Source organism: Streptomyces sp. NPDC006798 (assembly GCF_040635975.1).
GTDB lineage: Bacteria > Actinomycetota > Actinomycetes > Streptomycetales > Streptomycetaceae > Streptomyces.
Genome location: NZ_JBEYIS010000066.1, coordinates 1 through 22,634 on the forward strand (window position 1 = coordinate 1; position 22,634 = coordinate 22,634).

At 70.7% G+C, this 22,634-nt stretch carries 27 protein-coding genes and 1 pseudogene; all 28 read left to right on the forward strand.

All coding sequences use genetic code 11. The features are described from left to right. A pseudogene (locus ABZ714_RS30645) lies at positions 1-223 on the forward strand (hypothetical protein); the annotation flags it as partial. Then, entirely contained in the window at positions 220-795 is a 576-nt protein-coding gene (locus ABZ714_RS30650; RefSeq protein WP_358828628.1) for a hypothetical protein, read from the forward strand. The pseudogene ABZ714_RS30645 and the gene ABZ714_RS30650, both read left to right, overlap by 4 nt. 68 nt (positions 796-863) lie before the next feature. Next, the gene (locus ABZ714_RS30655) at positions 864-1,328 is read left to right on the forward strand and encodes a hypothetical protein (protein WP_358828629.1); all 465 of its coding nucleotides are present in this window, start codon (positions 864-866) and stop codon (positions 1,326-1,328) included. Between the two features lie 170 nt (positions 1,329-1,498). Then, positions 1,499-1,777 (forward strand): hypothetical protein, encoded by a 279-nt coding sequence (locus ABZ714_RS30660; protein ID WP_352308783.1) that lies wholly within the window; start codon positions 1,499-1,501, stop codon positions 1,775-1,777. A 100-nt stretch (positions 1,778-1,877) separates the two neighbouring features. After that, positions 1,878-2,444, forward strand: coding sequence for a hypothetical protein (locus ABZ714_RS30665; RefSeq protein WP_352308784.1), 567 nt, complete (start codon positions 1,878-1,880; stop codon positions 2,442-2,444). Between the two features lie 66 nt (positions 2,445-2,510). After that, a complete protein-coding gene (locus ABZ714_RS30670) occupies positions 2,511-2,915 on the forward strand; it encodes an HNH endonuclease (protein ID WP_352308785.1) in 405 nt (134 codons plus the stop codon). Between the two features lie 189 nt (positions 2,916-3,104). Beyond that, positions 3,105-3,557 (forward strand): phage terminase small subunit P27 family, encoded by a 453-nt coding sequence (locus ABZ714_RS30675; RefSeq protein WP_352308786.1) that lies wholly within the window; start codon positions 3,105-3,107, stop codon positions 3,555-3,557. Then, a complete protein-coding gene (locus tag ABZ714_RS30680) occupies positions 3,529-5,313 on the forward strand; it encodes a terminase TerL endonuclease subunit (protein WP_352308787.1) in 1,785 nt (594 codons plus the stop codon). Before ABZ714_RS30675 ends, ABZ714_RS30680 begins: the two co-directional genes overlap by 29 nt. Positions 5,314-5,334: 21 nt before the next feature. Then, entirely contained in the window at positions 5,335-5,568 is a 234-nt protein-coding gene (locus tag ABZ714_RS30685) for a hypothetical protein (protein ID WP_352308788.1), read from the forward strand. A gap of 2 nt (positions 5,569-5,570) precedes the next feature. Continuing rightward, positions 5,571-7,508, forward strand: a complete 1,938-nt coding sequence (locus ABZ714_RS30690; protein ID WP_352308789.1) for a phage portal protein — start codon at positions 5,571-5,573, stop codon at positions 7,506-7,508. Then, complete coding sequence (locus ABZ714_RS30695) at positions 7,508-8,827, forward strand: HK97 family phage prohead protease (RefSeq protein WP_352308790.1); 1,320 nt, start codon at positions 7,508-7,510, stop codon at positions 8,825-8,827. Before ABZ714_RS30690 ends, ABZ714_RS30695 begins: the two co-directional genes overlap by 1 nt. A gap of 7 nt (positions 8,828-8,834) precedes the next feature. Next, positions 8,835-10,163, forward strand: a complete 1,329-nt coding sequence (locus ABZ714_RS30700; RefSeq protein WP_352308791.1) for a phage major capsid protein — start codon at positions 8,835-8,837, stop codon at positions 10,161-10,163. 10 nt (positions 10,164-10,173) lie between these two features. Then, a complete protein-coding gene (locus ABZ714_RS30705) occupies positions 10,174-10,386 on the forward strand; it encodes a hypothetical protein (protein ID WP_352308792.1) in 213 nt (70 codons plus the stop codon). Between the two features lie 127 nt (positions 10,387-10,513). Beyond that, complete coding sequence (locus tag ABZ714_RS30710) at positions 10,514-10,813, forward strand: hypothetical protein (protein WP_352308793.1); 300 nt, start codon at positions 10,514-10,516, stop codon at positions 10,811-10,813. Beyond that, positions 10,803-11,357, forward strand: a complete 555-nt coding sequence (locus ABZ714_RS30715; RefSeq protein ID WP_352308794.1) for a mobile element protein — start codon at positions 10,803-10,805, stop codon at positions 11,355-11,357. Before ABZ714_RS30710 ends, ABZ714_RS30715 begins: the two co-directional genes overlap by 11 nt. Beyond that, positions 11,357-11,710 (forward strand): hypothetical protein, encoded by a 354-nt coding sequence (locus ABZ714_RS30720; RefSeq protein ID WP_352308795.1) that lies wholly within the window; start codon positions 11,357-11,359, stop codon positions 11,708-11,710. Before ABZ714_RS30715 ends, ABZ714_RS30720 begins: the two co-directional genes overlap by 1 nt. 16 nt (positions 11,711-11,726) lie before the next feature. Further along, on the forward strand, positions 11,727-12,011 hold the full coding sequence (locus ABZ714_RS30725; RefSeq protein ID WP_358828630.1) for a hypothetical protein: 285 nt from the start codon (positions 11,727-11,729) through the stop codon (positions 12,009-12,011). Positions 12,012-12,109: 98 nt separating this feature from the next. Further along, positions 12,110-12,430 (forward strand): hypothetical protein, encoded by a 321-nt coding sequence (locus ABZ714_RS30730; RefSeq protein ID WP_358828631.1) that lies wholly within the window; start codon positions 12,110-12,112, stop codon positions 12,428-12,430. 49 nt (positions 12,431-12,479) lie between these two features. After that, entirely contained in the window at positions 12,480-13,250 is a 771-nt protein-coding gene (locus tag ABZ714_RS30735; protein ID WP_352308813.1) for an Ig-like domain-containing protein, read from the forward strand. Between the two features lie 79 nt (positions 13,251-13,329). Beyond that, on the forward strand, positions 13,330-13,668 hold the full coding sequence (locus tag ABZ714_RS30740; RefSeq protein WP_352308812.1) for a hypothetical protein: 339 nt from the start codon (positions 13,330-13,332) through the stop codon (positions 13,666-13,668). After that, positions 13,665-14,024, forward strand: a complete 360-nt coding sequence (locus ABZ714_RS30745) for a hypothetical protein (RefSeq protein WP_352308811.1) — start codon at positions 13,665-13,667, stop codon at positions 14,022-14,024. The genes ABZ714_RS30740 and ABZ714_RS30745 overlap by 4 nt, the downstream gene beginning before the upstream one ends. A gap of 86 nt (positions 14,025-14,110) precedes the next feature. Continuing rightward, the gene (locus tag ABZ714_RS30750) at positions 14,111-14,449 is read left to right on the forward strand and encodes a hypothetical protein (RefSeq protein WP_352308810.1); all 339 of its coding nucleotides are present in this window, start codon (positions 14,111-14,113) and stop codon (positions 14,447-14,449) included. Between the two features lie 25 nt (positions 14,450-14,474). Then, complete coding sequence (locus ABZ714_RS30755) at positions 14,475-17,978, forward strand: peptidoglycan DD-metalloendopeptidase family protein (protein ID WP_358828632.1); 3,504 nt, start codon at positions 14,475-14,477, stop codon at positions 17,976-17,978. Beyond that, positions 17,978-18,841 (forward strand): hypothetical protein, encoded by an 864-nt coding sequence (locus tag ABZ714_RS30760; RefSeq protein ID WP_358828633.1) that lies wholly within the window; start codon positions 17,978-17,980, stop codon positions 18,839-18,841. The genes ABZ714_RS30755 and ABZ714_RS30760 overlap by 1 nt, the downstream gene beginning before the upstream one ends. Before the next feature lie 10 nt (positions 18,842-18,851). Further along, a complete protein-coding gene (locus ABZ714_RS30765; RefSeq protein WP_358828634.1) occupies positions 18,852-19,934 on the forward strand; it encodes a DUF5047 domain-containing protein in 1,083 nt (360 codons plus the stop codon). Then, positions 19,931-20,161, forward strand: a complete 231-nt coding sequence (locus ABZ714_RS30770; protein ID WP_352308838.1) for a hypothetical protein — start codon at positions 19,931-19,933, stop codon at positions 20,159-20,161. Before ABZ714_RS30765 ends, ABZ714_RS30770 begins: the two co-directional genes overlap by 4 nt. A gap of 12 nt (positions 20,162-20,173) precedes the next feature. Next, on the forward strand, positions 20,174-20,737 hold the full coding sequence (locus ABZ714_RS30775; protein ID WP_352308837.1) for a hypothetical protein: 564 nt from the start codon (positions 20,174-20,176) through the stop codon (positions 20,735-20,737). Between the two features lie 15 nt (positions 20,738-20,752). Next, the gene (locus ABZ714_RS30780) at positions 20,753-22,591 is read left to right on the forward strand and encodes a glycerophosphodiester phosphodiesterase family protein (protein WP_352308836.1); all 1,839 of its coding nucleotides are present in this window, start codon (positions 20,753-20,755) and stop codon (positions 22,589-22,591) included. The last annotated feature ends 43 nt before the right edge of the window (positions 22,592-22,634 follow it).

Consider the following 22,634-nt stretch of genomic DNA (forward strand, 5'->3'; position numbering starts at 1 on the left):
CCCCGAAGGCGCCGTCATCGTCGTACTCATCCTCACCGCCGTCGTACTCGCCTTCCGCGCCGCGAAGAAGCCCGACAAGCGCCGCATCATCGGCGGCACCTTCGTCGGCGTCACCCTCTCCGCCACCGCCGGAGTCGCCGGCGCCCTCGCATGGCTCCCCGACACCGTCAACGCCGCTGGCACCGCCGTACGGTCCGCCGTCGAAGGGGCCGGGATCCTGTGAACCTCCAGCACCCCGCCCGCCGTCTCGCGGATGGTTCCCACCGCCTCGCCACCGCCCTCGGCCACCGCACCCGCACCTGGATCGCCGCCGGGCGCCGTACCGACCTCACCGGCTGGCGATCCGCCCTCGGCCCCGCCCTCCGCGCTGGACTCCTCCTCGGCACCGCCTACCTCCTCACCCGAGCCGTACGAGCCACCCCCGCCCTCATGTGGCTCCTCACCGGGGCCTGGCTCGCCGCCGCCTGGCGAGCAGGCCGTACGAAGAACGCCCAGAAGACCCCGGACGCCGACCGGCCGACCGCGGACCCCGAAGACGTCCACGCCGCCACCCTCGACTGGATCCGCGACCAGATCGGCGACCGAAACGGCATCCACCTCGCCGACCTCCTCGCCCACGCCCAAGCCCACGGACTCCACACCGACCTCGACCCCGCAGCCTTCCGGGCCGCACTCGACCGGTGGGGAATCCCTGTACGCGACCAGCTCAAGGTCCGAGGCAGAAACCGGCCCGGCGTCCATCGAGACGACCTCCCGGCCCCCTCCCCAGCCCCCAGCACCGCCCAAGCCGCCTGAGCGCCACCTACCGGCTCTACCAGCGGAAATACCGCCCGCCTACCCGCCATCTACCCACGGAGTACCCCGTGACTACCCCACCCCAGACCAGCACCTATCCCACCGCCCGGCCGTACCGCTGCCACAGACTCCGGATCGCCCACGCCTTCTACGGACGACTCGCCACCGCCCGGGCGGCCGGACGCGCACCCAAGGCCGCCGTCGCCGCCTACGTGATCACCACCAGCCCCCTCTACGCCGCCACCCAGACCGCCGTAGCACTGTGGCGCTACCGCACCATCCGCGCCGCCACCGCCACTACCGTCGCCGTCGTCTACCTCCTCGCCGTCGGCTTCGACCGCCTCGCCGCCGACTACCTCCTGCCCCACCTCCACCTCACCGACCTGGCCGACTGGTCCAGCACCTACCTCGCCGAACCTCTCCTCACGATCATCCTGAGCCTCCTGATCCCCGGCCAGTTCGCGTCGTACTTCGCCTACGAGGAAGTCGCCTGCGCGGTAGAAGCCGACCAGCAGAAGCCCAAGCGCGCCTGACACCACGGCCCGGGGCGCAACTGGCGGGTTGCGCCCCGGGCCGCCATCGGGCACGATGAGGGCAGTTCCGCCATGCCCGAAAGAAGAAGCCCCGCCCCGAGTGGGGCTTTCGCATGTCACAGGTCAGACACACCACCACCCCACAGACGGCAGTCCGGCACGCTGACCGCATGCGCAGACCAATCGCCACCACCCTTGCCGCCGGGCTCCTCCTCGCCCTCACCGCCTGCACGTCGTACAGCGCCGAAGACTGCCAAAAGGCAATCACCGGCAACTCGACCAAGACCAACAGGCCCACCGAGTGCAAGGACCTCAGCCAAGAGGACTACGACCTCATCCTCATGCACTGGGCCCTCAAAGAGAGCATCAGCGAAATGAGCCAAGAGGAACGCGACATGCTCGACTACCACGACGACAAGAACATCAACGGCAGCATCCCCGGAACCTGACCGGGAAGCGGAAGTACGTCACAAGACGGAGACGACGCTGCCGACCCCCTGCCCCCGACGCGACGATGAGACCTCTCATCACGCCACCCCAGGGGGGACCATGCGCACCCGACTCATCCCAGCCGCCATCGCCGCCGGACTCGTACTCACGCTCACCGCCTGCTCGTCCGACGACCCCAAGGCCGAAACCAAACCGGACACCAGCTCCGGCCAGGAGACCCCGACTGAGAAGGCCGAGTCACCAGCCGCGCCGGAGAAGCCCTCCGTCATCGGCGACACCATCACCATCCGAGGCACCGAGCCCGGACAGCAGGTCGCCCTCACCCTCAAGAAGATCACCGACCCCGCCAAGTCCTCCGAAGACGTCTTCGGCCCCGAGAAGGGGCAGCGCTGGGTCGGCATCCAGATGGAGATCGCCAACACCGGCACCGTCGCCATCGAGGCCACTCCGAAGAACCAGCTCGCCGACGCCGACGGCCAGCGATACGCCGGAGTCATCGCCGACATCACCGCCGGACCGGCCATGCCCTTCACCGTCAAGCTCCCGCCCGGCGACAAGGCCCTCGGCTGGCAGACCATCGAACTCCCGGCCAACGCGAAGCTCGCGAGCTTCACCTTCGAAGTCATCGACGGAGCCGACCGCATCGCCCACTGGAAGCTCAGCTGACCTAACACGGCCCCGTCCCCGACGACGGGGCCCCGGGGCCGACAACCCCAGGGGGGGAGGGGGGCCATGCCCACCGCACCCCCTACCCGGTGCACCGACCCGGAGTGCGGCGCCTTCGCCACCCACCGAGGCCGATGCGACGAACACCAGCCCATCCCATGGGCAGGCCGCGACGACAAGGCCGGCCGCTACGGCATCAGCTCCGGACGATGGCGCACACTCAAACGCGCCGTCGCCCGACGCGACCACGGCTGCTGCTACATCTGCGGCATCGAACAGCCCGACCCCGAGCTGTACGACGAAGACGACCGTACGACGTGGCCCCACGAGCTCGACCACATCATCCCGATCAGCGAAGGCGGCTCCGTCGAGTCCCCCGACAACCACGGACTCGCCTGCACGACCTGCCACGACGCCAAGAGCAAGGCCGAAGCAGCCCGAGCCAACCGGCGCCGCCACAAGGCCCGCTGACCGGCAACCACGCCACGAACCCCCGAGGAGGCCACATGACGCCCGATCGGCACCCGGGAACCCCGCCGAAGCCCGTCACGGCCCCCTCCCGGGGGGGTAGGGGTGTCGCCATCACGACCATGATCGCGGGGGGACCCGCCGCGGGTAACTGGGCGGCCACACGCTCACCACGATGACGGGGGGTCTCCCATGCCGAAGGCTGCCGCCCCGGCCAAGCTGCGTCTGCTGACGGGCCGCTCGCCGGGCCGGGACTCGGGGGGCCGGGAGGTCAACCCGGGCCCTGCGTTCGTCCGGGTACCGCCGGAGGCCCCTGAGTGGCTGACAGAGGAGGCTCGGGCGGAGTGGGACCGGGTGCTGCCCGGCCTGTCGCGGCTGGAGCTGCTGAAGCCGGAGGACCGGGCGGCGCTGGCGGCGTACTGCGAGGCGTGGGCGACGTTCCGGGCCGCGACGGAGACCGTGCAGCGCGAGGGGCTGACGATCGAGGCGAAGCAGGGGACGCTCACGCACCCGGCGGTCGGGATCGCGCGGGCGGCCGGCCGGGAGGTGCGGGCGTGGGCGGCGCACTTCGGCCTGACGCCGTCGAGCGAGCAGGCCCTGGCGAGAGGGGCCGACGATGGCGGGGACGACAACCCGTTCGCGTAAGCCCGGTGCCTCGCGGGCGGCCAAGCGCGCGGAGCGGGTTCCGGTTCTGCCGGACGCCGACGAGCTGGAGCGGCTGAAGCTTTCCCCCGAGGTGGCGTGGTTCCTGGTGACGCGGGGGATCCCGCTGCCGGACTGTCCGCCGCTGTACAAGACTCCGGAGCCGCGGGACGAGCCGGACGCGCTGTTCGATGGCAACCGGGTCGACAAGGTGATCGCGGCGTTCGCGAAGCTGCGGCATACGAAGGGCCAGTGGGCGGGGCAGCCACTGCGTCCGGATCCGTGGCAGGTCGCCTATGTGATCGCGCCGGTGTTCGGGTGGGTGCACTGGGACGACGCTGCCGACGGCTATGTGCGGATCATCTCCGAGCTGTACGTCGACGTGCCGCGGAAGAACGGCAAGAGCACGCTGTGCGGCGGTATCGCGATCTACATGACCGCGGCCGACGGGGAGCCGGGTGCCGAGGTCCTGGCCGCGGCCACGACGAAGGACCAGGCGCGGTTCGTCTTCGATCCGATCCGGCGGCTGGCGGAATCGGCGCCCGCGCTGAAGGGGCACGTCAAGCCCCTGAAGGACAAGATCCTTCACCCCAGGAGCGGCTCGTACTTCCAGTGCATCAGCAACGTCGCCGACGCCCAGCACGGGGCCAACCTGCACTGCTACGTCTGCGACGAGCTGCACATCCACAAGACGCCGGACATGCTGGAGACCCTGGAGTCCGGGGTCGGGTCCCGGCGTCAGCCGCTCGGGGTGGTCATCACCACGGCGGACACGGGTAAGCGGGAGACGCCGTACGACAACAAGCGGCGGCGGATCGAGCAGCTGGCGCGCGGGGTGCTGCACGACCCGAGCGTGTTCGGGGTGATCTTCGCGGCGCCGGACGGTGCCGACCCGCACGTCGAGGAGACGTGGCGAGCGGCGAATCCGGGGTTCGGGATCAGCCCGACACGGGCATATCTGGCGAAGGCGTCACGGAAGGCGGAGTCGTCGCCGTCGGAACTGGCGGCGTTCCTGCGGTTGCATCTGGGGATCCGGACGCGGCAGGACGTGAAGTTCCTGCGGATCGAGGACTGGACCCGCAACGCGGGCATGGTCGACGAGACGGCGTTTCACGGGCGCGAGACGTGGGGCGGTCTGGACCTGGCGGCGACGTCGGACCTGCTGGCGCTGTGTTGGCTGTTCCCCGACGACGATACGGGGACGCTTGATGCGATCTGGCGGTTCTGGACGCCGGAGGACAACCTCGAGAACCTGGACAAGCGGACGGCGAAGGCCGCGTCCCGGTGGGTGCGTGAGGGATGGCTGACGGCCACCCCGGGGAACGTCGCGGACTACGACTGGATCAAGGAGCAGATCCGGAAGGACCGCGATCTGTTCCGGGTGCGGTCGATCGGATACGACCCGTGGAACGCCAGCCAGTTGACGAACGACCTGGTGTCGGAGCGGGCCCCCATGGTCAAGGTGCGGCAGGGCTTCATCACCATGTCACCGGCGCTGAAGGAGACCCAGCGCCTGATCAAACGCGGAACGCCGGAAGCTCCGGCGCTGCGGCACGGCGGGCACCCGATCACGGCGTGGTGCGTGGACAACCTCGCAGTCGCGATGGACGCCTCGGGCAACGTGAAGCCCGACAAGAAGAACAGCGGCGACAAGATCGACGGCGTCTCCGCGCTCTGCACGGCGATGTCGGAGATCCTCGCGCGGCCGCCGCGGCGGAAGTCGAAGTACTCGGACGAGGACGAAATCATGGTCGTGTGACGGCCGGACGAGGAGGTCGTCATGTTCGGCTGGTTCCCCTGGCGGCGTACAGCGGTACGGCGGCGTGTGGTCGTCAACCTCACGACGGACAAGGCGTTCGACGGGGTGCTCTGGGCGAAGCGGGGCGCGCTGCTGGTGCTGCGGGATGCCCGGCTGCTGGAGGCCGGGCGGGAGCCGCAGCCGATCGACGGCGAGGTCGTGATCGAGCGGACCCGGGTCGAGTTCGTGCAGGTCCTCGCGGGCGGGGGTGGCTGACCGTGGCGTTCGTCGTCTCCTCCGGGCAGCTTGCCGTGACGGGGGCCGGGGTGACCCGGGGCTGGGCGGCCCCGGTGCTGCGGGCGGCGCCCTGGGAGTACGCGGAGATCTGGCGGCGCCAGCCGCAGGTCCGGACGGTGATCGGGTTCCTGAGCCGGAACGTGGCCCAGCTCGGGATCCACACGTTCCGGCGGATCAGCGATACGGACCGGGAGCGGCTCACGGATCACCCGCTGGCGATGCTGCTGCGAGAACCGATGCCGGGGCTGACGCTGTACCGGTGGGTCGAGCGGATGGTGTCGGACCTCGCGCTGTACGACGACTGGTACGGGATCAAGCTGAAGCTCGACGGACGGTTGCGGATCTTGCCGGTGCCGCCGACGCTGATCCGCCCGTACGGCGGGAACTGGATCTCCCCCGAGTACTACCTCACGGCGGGCGGGCGGGAGTTCGCCCGCGAGGAGGTCGTGCACATTCACGGCTACTCACCGGCCGGTCTGGTCGCGGGCGAGTCGCCGATCGAGTCGCTGCGGGAGCTGCTTCTCGAGGCCCATGAGGCGGGGAAGAACCGGGCGGCGATGTGGAAGGGCGGGGCCCGTACGACCGGTGTCCTGGTCCGCCCGGCCGATGCGCCGGAGTGGAGCGCGCCGGAGAAGCGCCGGTTCCGCGAGATGTGGAAAACGTTCACCGACGGTGGTGGCGCCGAGGGTGGTACGCCGATCCTTGAGGACGGCATGACCTATGAGGCTGTCGGCTTCAACCCGGAGCAGGCCCAGTACATCGAGGCAAGGAAGCTGACCCGGGAAGAGGTGTCGGCGGCGTACTTCATCCCGCCGCCGCTGATCGGCATCCTCGATCACGCCACGTATTCGAACATCAAGGAGCAGCACGCTCACCTGTATCAGGACACGCTCGGCCCGTGGCTGGCGATGATCGAGCAGGAGATCGAGGCGCAGATCCTGACCGATCTCGACGACAGCGCCGGGGTGTATGCGGAGTTCAACATCGCGGCGAAGATGCGCGGCAGCTTCGAGGAGCAGGCGGCCGCGGCGTCGACGGCGACGGGCGGGCCGTGGATGACGGTCAACGAGACACGGGCCCGGAACAACCTTCCGGCGGTCGAGGGCGGTGACGCGCTGATCGTGCCGATGAACGTCACACAGGGCGGGCTCGCCTCCCCGCGGGACACCGCCCCCGACGCGGCCGGTGTCCCCAAGGCGCGCCGGGCGGGTGTGCTGCGGAAGGCGGACGTACGGCCGGCCGATCTGGGTACGGACGCGTCCGAGCGGGATGCGTTCACGGCTTCCCTGGTGGGCTGGACCGAGCGGGCGATGGGCTCGCTGCTGACGGCGGCCGGGGCGAAGGACTCCGGCGTGCCGGACCTGATCACCTTGTGGGCGGCGGGGAGTGAGGACCGGCTGGCGCAGTTGACGGCGCTGCTGGCGGATCACGGGTTCCGGATGGCACAGATCGGCGCGTGGGATGTGCTGGCCGGGTGGAATCCGGACGGTGCCGGGTGGACGCCGGAGGCGATGCTCGCCTGGATCCTTGCGGCCGCCGAATCGCACGCCGAGCAGCATGAGGAGGCGGCGCGGGAGGCGATCGCCACCGTGCAGGAGACGGCGGCGGAGGAGTGGCGGTCGGAGCTGGCGGCGGTCGGAGCGGCGTGGGTGGTGGCGGCGCAGGCGCGGGCGGCGACGGCGGCAACCGAAGCGCGGTCGTTCGGCGGTCACGATGCGGCGTCGGCGTCCGGGCTGAACCGGAAGATCTGGCGGACCGGTGGCCGTAACCCCCGGCCGTCGCACAAGGCGCAGGACGGCGAGTCGGTGCTGATCGACGACGTGTTCTCCAACGGGCTGCGGTGGCCGGGCGACGGGCAGGGCAAGACCCGCGAGATCGTCAACTGCAACTGCGACATCGAGTACACGCTGGAGGGCTGATGGCCGGTATCACGGTGGTCATCGGCCCCCCGTGCGCTGGGAAGTCGACGTACGTCGGCGAGCGGCGTGCGGATGGTGAGGTCGTCGTCGACTACGACAAGATCGCGGGCGCGTTCGGGTCGACCGCCCCGCATGCCGCGACCGGCTCGATCCGGGAGGTGGCGTTCGCGGCGCGGAAGGCCGGTATCAGCCGGATCCTGCGGGGCGTCGAGGCGGATGCGTGGATCATCCACACCTCGCCGCGGCCGGACCAGATGGGCCGGTACCGGGAAGCGGGCGCCGAGCTGGTGCTGCTGGACCCCGGTATGGAGGAGTGCCTCGCACGGGCCGTGACGGACAACAGGCCCGAGGGAACCGCGGACGCGATCCGGCAGTGGTACGACGCCCCGCCGCAACTCGAAGCAGAGAAGAGGGAAACAGGTATGCGGACCAAGGACTTCTCCGCGCGGGTGAAGGCGGCAGGCCCTGCCGACGGACTTGCCGAGGGGCAGTTCGTTGCGCTCGTGTCGGTGTTCGGCAACGAGGACTCGGTGGGCGACATCGTCCGGCCGGGCGCGTTCACGCAGACGCTGGCGGAGTGGGCGGCGAAGGGCGACCCGATCCCGGTGATCTGGGCGCACGACTGGGGCGACCCGTTCTCCCACATCGGCACGGTGGTCAAGGCGGTCGAGACGCTGGCGGGCCTGGAGGTCACCGGGCAGATCGACGACCTGTCGGGCGACGACGTGAACCCGACAGCGCAGCAGGTGTACCGCCTGCTCAAGGGCCGCCGGGTCACCCAGTTCTCCTTTGCCTACGACGTGCAGGAAGGCGCGTGGGTGAACGACGAGGCGCACCCCTACGGCGGTTACTACGAGCTGCGGCGCCTCAAGCTCCACGAGGTCGGGCCGTGTTTGGTCGGCGCCAACCAGGAGACCGAGCTCCTCGCGGCGAAGGCGACCGGGCTGGCGCGCGGCGCGAAGGCCGGACGCGTCCTGTCCCAGAAGAACTTTGAAGCCCTGACCGCCGCCTACGAGGCGATCGGTGAGGTACTCGACGCGGCCCAGCCGGAGAAGACCGGCCCGGCCGACCCCGGCAAGAACGACGGGCCCGGCCAGCCGGGCGCCCCGGCGGCCGACGGCACTGCGCCTTCCGCCCAGCCCGGGACGCCCGAGCCCGCCCAGGACCCCGACAGCAAGACCACTACCAGCAGCACCGAGGACGAGACCGTCCCGGACCTCCGCGAAGCACCCGAGGGTGCCGCCAAGGCCGGAGCCGCCTCTGCCCGTCTGCGTGCCGATCTCCAGCTCCTGGAGCTGGAGGCCCTGCTCACGGAATGAGGAACGTATGACCACCACCACGCTGGCCGATCTGACCGGCCAGGTAAAGGCCGCGCTGGAAGCGGCGCGCGTGATCGCGAAGACGGCCGAGGACGACAATCGGGACTTCACCCCCGACGAGGCCGCCCAGCTGCGCGAGCACATGGCCAGGGCCACCGAGGCGAAGGCAGAGATCGCGAAGCTCAAGGGCAACGACGAACTCCGCCGGGCGCTCGCCGATCTCGGCGACGACATCGCCCTGAACGCCAAGACCGACGAGAACGGGCAGCGGCGGACCGCGTCCGGCTTCCACCTGCCCGAGCGGGGCAAGTCGATCGGTGAGCAGTTCACCGAGTCGGCCGAGTACAAGGGCCTGCTCGCACAGGCGCCCTCCGGGCAGTTCGGGCAGAAGCAGCGCGTGCAGTCCGAGATGTTCGGCGTGAAGTCCCTGGTCACCGGGGCATCCGACACGTCGGCTGGTGCGCTCGTGCAGAACGACTATCAGGGACTGCAAGTCGGCATCGACGCCTTCCAGCGTCCGCTGAGGCTGCGGGACGTCGTCACCAACGGCACGACCACCTCGGACACGGTCGAGTACGTGCGCGTCACCTCCGTGACGAACAGCGCCGCACCGGTTGCCGAGGCCACGTCGGCCGCGGGGCCCACCGCGCCGGGCGGTGCGGGCGCGCTCGTCCCGGTCGCGGGCGGCGGCTACAAGCCGGAGTCCGGTCTCGCGCTGGCGAGGGTCACCGCGCCGGTGAAGACCATCGCGCACTGGATGCCGGTCACCAAGCGGGCCCTGTCCGATCCCGCGCAGATCCGCACCCTGATCGATGCCTTCCTCCGCTACGGCCTGGAGGAGGAACTCGAAGACCAGATGATCCAGGGCGACAACACCGGGGAGAACTTCGAGGGCCTGGGCAACGTCTCCGGCGTGCAGGCCCAGGCGTGGGACACCAACGCCCTGGTCACTCTCCGCAAGGCCAAGACCAAGGTCCGCACCGTCGGCCGGTCGGTCGCCAACGCCTACCTGCTGAACCCGGCCGACGTCGAGACCATCGACCTCCTGACCGACAACGAAGCCCGCTACTACTTCGGCGGCCCGTCCGGCACCGGCAGCGCCCAGCCCCTGTGGAACCTCCCGGTCATCGAGACCGAGGCCGTCCCCGCGGGCACCGGCTACGTCGGCGACTTCCGCAAGGCCATCCTGTGGGACCGCGAGCAGGCCACCATCCAGATGACCGACTCCCACCTCGACTTCTTCGTCCGCAACCTCGTCGCGATCCTCGCCGAGATGCGCGCCGCGTTCGGTGTCCTCCAGCCGAGCGCGTTCGTCGAGATCGACCTGACCGCCTGAGGAGGGTGACATGCCGTACCTGAACCCCAGCGCGGGCGCCGCCCGCGAGGCGAAGCAGGCCGCCGCCGTGACGAACGCCGCTGCGGCCACCGCGTCGGCCGCCGCCGGGGCGACGCCGACGAAGGCGGAGTACGACGCGCTGCTTGCCGACGTGGCCGCGCTGCGCACGAAGCTGAACGCCGTACTGGCGGCGCTGCGGGCCGCCGGCCTGATGGCGCCCTGACGCCGTGTCCCTGTTCATGTCCCGGACCGTGTCCGGCCGGTGCCCCGGGTGCGGCGCGGCGCATGCCGCGTGCGGGCCGCCGTCGGACTCGGTTCCGGTCGACGCCCAGATATCGGAGGTGGCCACCGTGGGTGGACCCCTGCAGAGGTACCGCTACCGCGGGACCGTGCTCAAGCTCAACGACCAGGACGCCAAGACCCTGGGCCTCGGCGAGGACGACCTCGTCGGCGCCCCCGCCACAGCCGACGACGGTCCGGCCGAGGCCGTGTCGAACAAAGCCCGGACGACGGCCCAGGCCAAGCCCGGCCGCAGCCGCCGCAAGTCCCCGTCCCCGGGTGCGGTGGAGGGTGGCCGGGACGACAGCACCGTGACGGAGCCGCCCGGACCAGCCGGGGACGGCGGGCCGGGTGGCGGCGGTGGCGACTGACGACTACCTCGCCGACCCGGCGGAACTCGCCCAGATCCTCGGCCGCCCGGCGACAGACCCCAAGCTTCTGTTCGCGCTGCGGGCCGCCACCCGGCGGTTCCGCGGCGCGGTCGGGCACCGGGTCACACTCGTCGCCGACGATCCGGTCACCCTCGACGGGAACGGGCGGGAGTCGATCCTGCTGCCCGTATGGCCGACGACCGCGGTCGTCAGCGTCCGCCTTGACGGGGCGCTGCTCGCCGACGGCACCGACTACGCGTGGTCGCACGACGGGATGCTGCGGCGCCTGGGCTGCGGGGTGTGGCCGGTCCGGCTGCGGTGCCTCGCCGTCGTCTACTCCCACGGGTGGGCCGAGGTCCCCGAGGACATCACCGAGGCCGTCCTCGACCAGGCGCGGATCATGGACGCGGTCAAGCCGGGCATCCAGTCGAAGGCGGTCGGCGGCCAGTCGGTCACGTTCGGCGCGCAGGCGGCGATCGGCGTCACGGACCAGTGGACGAAGGCCGTCGACCGGCACAAGGTCCGCACGAGCGGGGATGCCTGATGACCTGGTTCCCGGAGACGGCGGTCCGGGTGCGTGCCGGGCGGCGGCCGGACCGCGGGAACCCGGACGGCATGGTCTTCGACTGGTCGCCGGGCGCGGTCAACCGGGCCCTCCTCCCGCCGCTGAACATCCAGCCCCGGGTGCAGACCGAGTCCACGGACGCCGAGCGGAACGCGGTGGTCACCGGCTGGCGGGTGCAGTCCGACGAAGGCGTCGACCTCGACGTCACCGCCGTCGACCGGATCGAGTGGAACGGAGACCTCTTCGAGGTCGAGGGCGATGTCGCCCGCTGGCCCGACCCGCTGGGCGGTCTGCATCACGTCGAGTTCAGCATCGTCCGCGTGACCGGATAGAAGAAGGAGGTCACTCGTGATCACATCGTTCGAACTGGACTACCGCGGCGTCCGGGAGTTCCTCATCGGGGACGACGTGCGGGCCCTCGTCGACGGGGTAGCCGAGGACGTCCGCGCCCGCGTGCGGGCGAAGATCCCGCCGGGTACCCGGGTGGAGATCCGGAAGTACACCAGCGACCGCGGCGCTGCCGCTGTGACCGTCGCCGATATCCGCGGTATGGCGTGGCAGGCCCGGGACGGGATCCTGACCCGCTCGGCGGGCGAGGCCGGGATCGAGGTCAAGGACTGGCGGACCGGCTGATGAAACCACTCACCGGGTTCGGTGATGTGCAGGCCGCGGGTGCGGCGGTGCTGCGTGGGGCTCTGGCAGGGCGGCCGGAGCCCCACGCGGCAGGGGTGATGGTGGGCACGCAGGTACCGGGCGACCGGTCCCCGGAGACACCGCACCTGCCGTACGTGATGGTCCGCCTCGACGCCAACCTCCCCCACTCCTCGATGGCCAACAGCCGCTGCACGCTGCGGGTCACCGTCTGGCACACGGCTCCCGACCCGGCGTGGGACCTGGCGGTTCTGTGCCAGGGCCTGCTGATCGTCCACTCCGGGCCCGTGATCCGCGGGGTGCGGCCGGGCACCGGCCCGCTCCCCGCCCGGGACCCCGTCAGCGGCGTCGACCTGTCGACGTTCACCGTGCTCGCCAACGTCCGGCCCGTACTGCTGTAACCGGCACCCCGGCGTATCCCCCCGACCCACTGAACAGAAGGAGGACGCCGTGGCCGGCGACCCCACCAAGGCAAATCTCTGGACCGACGCCGACGTCTACGTCAGCTTCAACCTGGCGGCCGCGCTCCCGGCGAGCGTGAACGCGCCGTTCAGCGCCGACTGGAAGCTCGTCGGCCTCCTCGACGGCGACGAAGGCTTCCCCGAGTCCCGCGACGAGGACACCGACGACAAGTACGCGTGGGGCGGCATCCTCGTCAAGACGTCCCGCGCCCACTTCAAGCTGACCAAGAGCTTCACCGCGCTGGAGGACAACGCGACCACCCGGCGGCTGGTGTGGCCGGGCAGCACCGACACCCTGGTCAAGGTGCCCCGCCCCGAGAAGGTACTCATCGCCTTCGAGACCCGCGAGGGCGAGAAGAAGCGGCGCCTGATCAGCGCGCTGTACGCCGAGTGCGTCCTCGACGGGGACCGTGGGGAGAACGAGACCGATCTCGAGGCCGCCACCCTCACAGCCACGATCTTCCCCCGGTCCGACGGCGTCCTGTTCCAGCGGCAGGCGACACCGGTTCTGGCGTCGCTCAGTGTCCTGCCCGCGACTCTGTCCGTCGCCGTCGGGAACATCGGGGCGCTGGCCGCGACCGCGACGTACGACGACGCGTCGACCGCCGACGTGACGGCCGACTGCTCGTGGTCGTCGACCGACCCGGCGAAGGCCACCACGTCGGCCGGGTTCGTGACCGGTATCGCGGTCGGCTCGGCGACCGTGACCGCCTCCTACGGCGGGATGTCCGACACCTGCGCCGTCACCGTCACCGTATGAGCGACCGGGGCGCGGAGGTTCGTCGCGGTTCGGCCGCGCCCCGGTTCCACCACTCGAACCGCGCAGGAGGAACCGCGACATGAGACTCACCGTGACCGACGCCGACATCCGCCGGAAGGGGGTCGAGCTCGGCCTCATCGAGGAGGGGCAGCCGGTACCCCCCGAGCTGCGCAGCCGTATCGCGGCGGCCCTGCTTGCCGAGCGGGCGCCCCGTATCCGGCAGGACGACGTGCCCGTTGCTTCATCGATCCGGGTCCAGCCCGGCGGCGGCGTCGAGATCGACGGCCGCCCGTTCCCGTGGGTGGTGCAGGCGGACACGATCGAGGTGACCCTCGACCCGTCCGGCGCGGGCCTGGTCCGGCTCACCATCCCCACCAAGTCCGTAGAGATCATCAAGAGCGAGGAGCCCCGCGCATGAGCACCACCCGAACCGCGACCCCGGCCGACAACGAGCCGTTCGACTTCGACCTCAACACGGTTGAGGCCGAGAGCGACCTCCGCCCGTTCCGCTTCCGGTGGGCATCGCCGAAGAACCCCCACCGGCGCCTGACCATGGCCCACATGGAGGGACTCGACGTCTGGCCGCTCGCTGCGGCGGCCGACGGGGGCGACGCCGGCGCCATGCTCGGCATCTTCGAGACCGCGCTCGGCGACGAGTGGGACGCGTTCAGGTCCACCCCCCTGCCTCAGTACAAGCTCAAGGCCCTGTTCAGGGCTTACCAGAAGCACTGCGGGCAGAAGCCGGGGGAATCGCAGGCCTCGTCCGGCTCCTGAGGGAGCACGGCGAGGCAGTCCAGGCGGACCTGCGCGAGCACTACAGCGTGCGCCTCGGCGACCTGTTCCGGCGGGACGCTGCGGGTGTGCCGCTGCTGACGTGGCGGGAGCTGGGCGTGTACGTACGGCAGCTCCCGCCGGACAGCAGAACCGCGCTGGCACAGCACGGACCGGACGCCCGGTGGGGCTTGAGCGAGCATCTGCAGGCGCTGGCAATCGACGAGCTTCGCGTCGCGAACTGGCAACGCCAGAACGAGGGCGTGAAGTCCGGCAAGCAGTCGAAGCCGCCGGTGCCGATCGACCGGCCGGGCGCCACCCGTAAGGGGTCCGACAAGAACAGCCCCGAACGGCGGGCCGCTCGGGCGAGGGCGCGCCAGCGGGCAGCCGAGCGGGAAGCCGCGATCGCGCGGGGCGAGATCACCTAACTGAACACCGGACGAGGGGGTGCCCGTGGCGAACGTCGGGTACGCGACGCTGCAGATCATTCCCTCGGTCCGGGGTATCGGTGACGAGCTGCGCCGTCAGCTCGTCGGCCCGGCCGAAGACGCGGGCGAGCAGGCTGGCGAGTCGGCGGGCGGCGGGTTCGGCGACACGTTCAAGGGCGCGCTTGCGGCCATCGGCGTCGCGGAGATCGCGTCCCGGCTGGGCGGCCAGTTCTCCGACGCGTTCGGCCAGGCGCTGGAGCAGCAGCACGTCACGAAGGTCCTAAAGGCCCAGCTCGGGTCGACCGGCGCGGACGCCGCCCGGCAGGGCGAAGCGGTCGGTGTCCTGTTCACGAAGGGCATCACCGAGAACTTCGAGCAGGGCGCCGAGGCGGTACGGGAGATCGTGCGCGGCGGGCTCGTCCCGCCGGGGGCGACGCTGAAGCAGCTGGAGCTGATCGGTACCCGGATGACGGACGTCGCGACGACGTTCGGCACCGACATGAACTTCCAGGGCCAGGCCGTCGCGGCGATGCTGAAGAACAAGCTCGCACCGGACGCCGAGGCCGCGCTCGACATCATCGCGGCCGGGTTCCAGAAGCTGGGCCCCAACGCGGAGGATCTGCTGGAGACCTTCCAGGAGTACTCCGTCCAGCTGCGGAAGCTCGGCCTTGATGCCCAGACCTCGCTCGGCCTGTTCCAGCAGGGACTGCAGGGCGGTGCCCGCGACACCGACATCATCGCGGACGCCTTCAAAGAGTTCTCGATCCGGGCGATCGACATGTCCACCACGTCGGTCGACGCGTACAAGCTCCTCGGGCTGAACGCCGAGAAGATGTCTCTGCAGATCTCCCGGGGTGGGTCGGGCGCCGCGTCCGGGCTGCAACTCGTCCTCGACAAGCTCCGCGCGATCAAGGACCCGGTCAAGCAGAACGCCGCTGCCGTCGGCCTGTTCGGCACCCAGGCAGAAGACCTCGGCGCCGCCCTGTTCAAGCTCGACCCGTCGACGGCGGCGGCCGCGTTCGGCAGCGTCGACGGCGCGGCCCGGAAGCTCGGCGAAACGCTTCGCTCCGGGCCGTCGCACGAGATCAAAGTCTTCACCCGCACGATCAAGCAAGGGCTCGTCGACTTCATCGGCGGGCAGGTCATCCCGGTCGTCATGGCGTGGGCGGCGGTGTTCACCACCGTCCTGATGCCACCGATCACCACGGTCGGCGGCGTGCTGGGCGCCACGCTGGTCCCCGCCGTCGTCGCGGTCGGGTCGGCGTTCGCGGCCGGGGTGCGCTGGCTGCGGGACTACGGGGCGTGGCTACTGCCGGTGGGTGTGGCGGTTGCCGGGCTGACGATCACCATGAACGCCAGTGCGATCGCGATCGGCGCGGTCACCGCGGTGTTCTCGGTCTACCGGGGTGTGCTCCTCGCGGCGGCAGCGGTGACCCGCGGCTACGCCGTCGTACAGGGCCTCCTCAACGCCGTCATGTCGGCGAACCCGGTCGGCCTGGTCATCACGGGGATCGCGGCGCTGGTGACGCTGATCGTCGTCGCCTACAACGAGAGCGAGACGTTCCGGAACATCGTGCAGGCGGCATGGTCCGGGATCAAGGTCGGCTGGGACGCTGTGTGGACGGCCGCACTGAAGCCCGGGCTCGAGGCGCTGATGACGGCGCTGCGGGCGGTCGGCTCGGCGGCCGTCTGGCTGTGGCAGAACGTCCTCAGCCCCGTCTTCTCGTTCATCGCCACGGCCGGGAAAGTCCTGGTCGCCATCCTCCTGACCCTGGTACTCACCCCGATCGTCATCGGCTTCCAGGTCCTCGCGTCACAGGCACAGCTAATGTGGACCGGGGCGATCAAGCCGGTGTTCGACTGGATCGGCGGCGCGGCGAAGTGGCTGTGGGCCAACGGCCTCAAGCCGTTGATCGACAACACCATTGCCCATTTCAAGCTCGTCGGGTCGGCGGCCGTCTGGCTGTGGACCGGGGCGATCAAGCCGGTGTTCGAGTGGATCGTCGGGAAGGCGATCTGGTTGTGGGCCAACGGGATCAAGCCTCAGTTCGGGCTGTTCGTCGCCGGGCTCAAGAGCATCGGCTCGGCGGCAACGTGGCTGTGGAACAGCGGCATCAAGCCCGCGTTCGACGGCATCGCGTCCCTCGGCCGCTGGCTGTGGAACAACTCGTTGAAGCCGCAGTTCGAACTGATCAAGAAGGGGATCGGCCTCGTCGGGTCGGCCTTCGGCCTGGCGAAGGACGCGATCGGAGCGGCCTGGAACCAGGTGTCCGGGATTGCGAAGAAGCCCGTGAATTTCATCATCGAGTGGGTGTACACGAAGGGCATCAAGGCCACCTGGGACAAGGTGGCGTCCTTCGTCGGGCTGGGGAAGCTCCCGGCCGCGCCCAAGTTGCTGGCGGCGGGCGGCACGGTCGGTGACGGCTGGGGCCCGGCGGCGCCGATGAAGGTCAACCGGCCGACGGCGATCGTCGGCGAAGGCAACCCGCGGCACCCCGAGTTCGTGATCCCGACGGATCCGAAGTACCGGGGCCGGGCACTGTCGCTGTGGGAGGCCGCGGGCACCCAGCTCATGGCCAAGGGCGGCATCATCGGCGACGGCGTCGACTGGCTGACCGACAAGGCGAAGAAGGTCGGCGGCGCCGTCATGTCCGGCGTCGACTTCCTGGCCGACCCGGGGAAGATGTGGGAGAAGGCCACGGCCTTCATCCGGGACCGGGTGGCGCAGATCGGTTCGTCGGGCTGGGCGCAGGCCCTGGCGCGGTTCCCGGGGAAGATGATCGGCGGGCTGAAGGACAAGATCGTCAACGCCGCGAAGTCGGTCTTCTCCGGTGGCGGTGGCGGAGGCGGGTCGTGGGCCCGGCCGGTGTCGGCTGCGATCGGCACGCGGTACGGCGTCAAGGGCGGAATGTGGTCCAGCGGCTACCACACCGGGACCGACTTCCCCGCCGCGACCGGCACGGCCGTCCGCTCGGTCGCGGGCGGCATCGTCCAGAAGGTGTCGGGCTCCGGCCCGTACGGCAACCACATCACCATCAACCACGGCGGCCTCTCCAGCCTCTACGCGCATCTGTCGCAGGTCGGCGTGACGGCCGGGCAGCGGGTACTGGCGGGGATGCGGATCGGCGCCGTCGGGTCCACCGGCAACAGCACCGGCCCGCACCTCCATCTGGAAGCGCGCCGCGGCGGCCGGACCATCAACCCCGAGCCGCTGATGGGGTACTCCAACGGCGGTTCGCTGAAGGCCGGTCAGTGGGGCGTCACCGGGGAGGACGGCCCGGAGCTGGTGCGCTTCGGCGCCCCGGCCACGGTCTTCCCCCACGAGGAGTCCCTGCGCATCACCCAGGCGGCCAGCAGCCCCATCACGGGCCCCTCGGCCACTACCGGGGGCGGCCAGCTCCCGAGGGAGATCACCCTCACCGGGCCCCTGTATCTGGAAGGCGGGCAGCTTCTGGGCATGGTGCGCGGTGTCGTCCGCGAAGAGCAGTCGGAGCTGGTCATGCAGGCCACAGCAGGACGGAGGTCCTAGTGTCGATCGTGATCGATCCGAGCGTCCCCACGCCCACGCCGCCGGTGGAGGTCGTGTCGCCGGACGGGGTGCTGACCGTCCGGCGGGACGACCCTCACGCGGGGGTCTACCTGATCGCCGACTACACGGCGGCAACGCCCCGGCCGGAGCGGGTGCGGTTCGTCCGTATCGGCGCCGACGGGGCAGAAGTCCCGGTCCGTGGCGGGGACACGGCGTGGGCCCCCGGCGGGGTGGCGGTGGCATACGACCACGAGGCGCCCCTCGGCGGTGCGACCGTCTGGCACGCCTATCCGATCTCGTCCACCGGCACGGTCGGCGCCCGGTCGGCCGGGGCGGCGGTCGCGGTCCCGGAGCCGGAGCCGCTACTGGACGTGTGGATCAAGAGCATCGCCGACCCGGCGCTGTCCATGCGCGTGCTGGTCACCGCCTGGCCCGCGCTGGAGTATGCCGAGCGCCAGCAAAAATACGACGTTCTCGGCTCGTCCTCCCCAGTGATGCGGGTGGACGTCTGGGCCCTCCCTGCGTCCAGCATGACGATCGAGACATCGACCCTGGTCGAGCGGGCGGCGCTGCTGGAGCTGCTGACCTCCGGCACGACCGTTCTGGTGCAGACGCGGATCGTCTACGGCCGCCCCGATGCCTACTGGGTCCCGGGCAAGGTTACCGAGACGATGCCCGGTGACGCGGCCGATCCGTACCGGCGGTTCGACGTGGCGCTCACCTCGGTCGACCGGCCGACGACGATCGGAGCGCCGGTCCGGATCCCGGGGCGCTCGTACGCGGACAGCGCGGTCCCGTGGCCCACCTACGCGGACCGGACCGCGACCGGGCAGACGTACCGGGACGTCACGGTGGGGGCCTGAGATGTGGCCGGTGTCCGCCCGGTGGGACGCGGCGCTGCGGGGCGCTGCCCGGCCGGCCGCCCGCGCCACCGTATACCCCCCGGCTGCCGCGCCGTTCGATGCCCGGCTGCTGTCCTGGTCGGTGACATCCGACCGGTCCAGCCAGACCCGGCGGACCGTGCAGGCCGTCCTGGCGCCGGAGACCGTACGCGGCCTGTCCGGCATCACCGTGCAGGGCGCTTATGTGCAGCTCGACGTCGGCCTCGATTACCTCGACGGCAGCGCCGAATTGATCCCGCAGGGCCGGTTCCGGATCGACGCCGAGGACACCCAGCGCCCCGACGGCGGGATCGCGATCCAGGGATACGGCCGCGAAAAGGCCGTCGCCGACGATCGGTTCACCCGGCCGCGTACGGAGGCCGCCGGGAACGGCGCCCTCGACACCATCACCAAGCTGCTGCAGGAGTCGGTCCCCGGAGTCGCGGTCGTACGGCGCACCACCCGGGACGCCCGGATCCCCCGTACGACGTGGGACAGGGAGCGGTGGGAGGCCATCGACGGCACCGACGGGTCCCTGGCCCGCGCGATCGGGGTCGAGGTCTGGGCCGACGGACGCGGCGCGTTCGTCATCAGCCCCGTCCCCACCCTGGCCGACCCGCCGGTGTGGACAGTCGACGCCGGGCCGGGCGGCGTGCTCGTGACGGCCGCCGCATCCACCTCCGCCGCAGGCGTATACAACGTCGTCGTGGTCACGGGCGACCCGGGCACCGGGTCCACCCCGGTCGGGCCCGTGATCGTGGAGGACCGGGCGACCGCCAGCCCAACCAGGGTGAGCGGTCCTTTCGGCCGCCGGGTACGGCACTACTCCTCCCCGCTCATCCGCACCGTCGGCCAGGCCGACACCGCCGGCCGGTCCCTTCTCGCGAACTCCCTCGGCTTGGCCGAGGGCCTGTCGTTCACGTCCGTGCCGAACGCGGCGCTGGAACCCGGCGACGTCGTCAGGGTGATCCCGGAAGGCGAAGAGCCGCAGCTCCACATCATCGACCGCATCCAGTTGTCGTCATCCGGGGCGATGTCCTGCGACACCCGATCGACCAAGGGGGACGAGACGTGAGCCTGATCGACGCGATCCGGGGCCCGGAGTCGAATCCGACGGGCGGGTCGGCGACGGTCGCCGCGATCAACCTGGACGGCACGGTCGACATCGAGATAGCCGGTTCGGTCGTCACGGCGGCCTGCCTGGAGGGCTACGCCGACCGGGCCGTCGGGCACGTCGTGTTCGTGGTCCGGGTGAGTGGCGGCTATGTCGTGATCAATCGTTTCAGCAGCTCAGGACCCTAGTAGGAGGCGCGTATGCCCACCACACCGATCGGCGCGGCACCGTATCCCGCGCCCACCGACGCCGACAGTGTCCCCGCCGACATGATGGCCCTTGCCGTCTGGGCGTCGACCCGCGTCACGATGCGGTTCGCGGACGCGGCCGAGCGCGACGCCGCCGTCACCGCCCCCGTGTCCGGGATGGTCGCCTGGCTCGCCAACCCGGGCGCCTTGACTATCCGGACCGCAACCACCTGGCGGACGATCTGGACCGACCTGACATGGACCGCTATCCTCCTCGGCTCCGCCTACGCCACCTACGACACCATCCCCCAGGTCACCCGCGACGGCAGCTCCTTTGCCGTCATGCGGGGCGGGGTCCAGCGGTCCACGGCGGGCACGAATATCACCACCGGCAGCGTCATCGGCAGCGTGCCGAGCAGCATCGGCACTCCCATCAGCGGCGACTACCCCATCGCCACCCAGTGGACGACTTTCGCTACGGCCCGGATCTACGTCACGGCCGCCCGGGACCTCTTCTACACCGGCCCCGACGTCGGATGGCTCAGCTTGAACGGCGTCCGCTTCCCCCTTGCCTGAGAGGACCTCTTCTTTATGCGTTACCAGTACGGGCAGGACGGCGGCGCCGTCGTCACCGACGCCGCGGGCAACGCGATCACCGGCCGCCCGGGCACGGTGTGGACCACTCTGACGGGCGGCTCCCAGGTCACGGACCTGGTCGACCTGGCCGGAGTGAGCACCGGCGGCACCGTGACGACCGACAGCCGCGGAAGGGTCCTTTTCCAGGGCCCCGACGCGGTGACGGCCACCCTGTGGTGGGACGGCGGCGACGGCACCCGGTGGGCGATCGCCCCGACCGAGCCGGACCGGATCGCCCGCCAGCAGGTCGAGCAGTACGGGGTCCTCGCCTCGGCGGTCGGATCCCCGGGCGGAGTCGCTGGGCTGGACGGGGCCGGGACTGTGCCCCAGGCCCAACTCCCCGACCTGTCCGCCTCCTACCTCCCCGTGCCGCCGGGCGGCCAGCCGGGGGACAGCCTCGTGCGAGGCGCGACAGCGACGGACACGTCGTGGGCCCGGCTGACCTCAGGGACGGTCGCCCCGTGGTCCAGCCTCGATGCCCTGCCGGGGCCGAGGTGGGTCGCGCATCGAGGCGCGGCGCTGCTGGCTCCGGAGAACACGATCGAGGCCATCCGCATGTCATCGGCGTTGGCCGCCGACGCGGTCGAGATCGACGTGTTCAAGACCATCGACGGCGGCCTGTTCGTGATGCACGACGGCACCGTCGACCGCACCAGCAACCTCACCGGCAACAGCGCGTCGATGACGATCCCCACAGCCCTCCGGGGCCGGATCGACGCCGGGAGCTGGTTCGCGAACACCTGGCCCAGCGACCTGCGGATCCCCCTCTTCGCCGACGTGCTGGCCGAGACCGGGAACACGATCCCGATCATCGTCCACTGCGGCAACGCCGGATCCGGGGCACTCGCCGTGCAGGAGATCCAGCGGCAGGAGATGGACCAGTCCGTCCTCATCATGGCCTGGAACGAGACCGAACTCGCCGCCGCCCGTACGGCCGGGATCCCGAGCCTCCTCCTCGACGCCGACGGCGTCCTGGCCGGGCAGACGTACGCCGGGCTCATCGCCGCCGGAACGACGTACCTCGGCGTCGACTACGCGCAGGCGAGCAACGCGACGATCCAGGCCGCCGCAGCGGCCGGGCTCCGCGTCATGGTCTACACCGTCAACCGGCGCAGCCACTTCGCGGCGCTGCCGACGGACGGATCCGTGTGGGCCGTCATCTCCGACGACCCCTGGTACGTCCGCTCCACCTCCGCTATGCGGGCGGCGGACCTCTTCACGAACGGGACCTTCTTCCACGGCATGCCGGGCATCGTCGACGCTGCGGGATACCGGGGCTTCTTCCAGTCCCCGAGCTGGTACGGCCTCGACACCTCGGGCACCGCCCTCGACTCCAACAACGGCTACGTCTCGGTGCTTCAGGGATATCTCGGCCCGCTCCCCAGCACCTTCACCCTGAACACCGATTTCGTCATGGACGCCGTCGACGCGGCCACGGCCAGCATGCAGATCATGCTCGGCGTCGGCGACAAGGAATATGACGACTACCCGACGGGCTCACAGATCACCGACGGCTACAACGTGCTGATGAGGCAGAGCGGCATCATCGACGTGTACCGGGTCACCGGCGGCGTCGTCACCAACATCGGCACCCTCGCCACGGCGGCGATCACGACCGGCACCACCCGCAAACTCCGAATCCAGGTCACGGCCACGCAGATCATCGTGTCCCGGCCGGACATCGTCGCCCCGAACACCCTCACGATCACCAACAACACCTACCGGGGCAACATGTACCCCCATCTCGGAGTCCGCGACGCCAAGGTCCGCTGGTCCGCGCTCGCCATCTCCTGAACCACCCCGATCCACCGAGCCCCGCGCCGCACTGGCCGGGGCT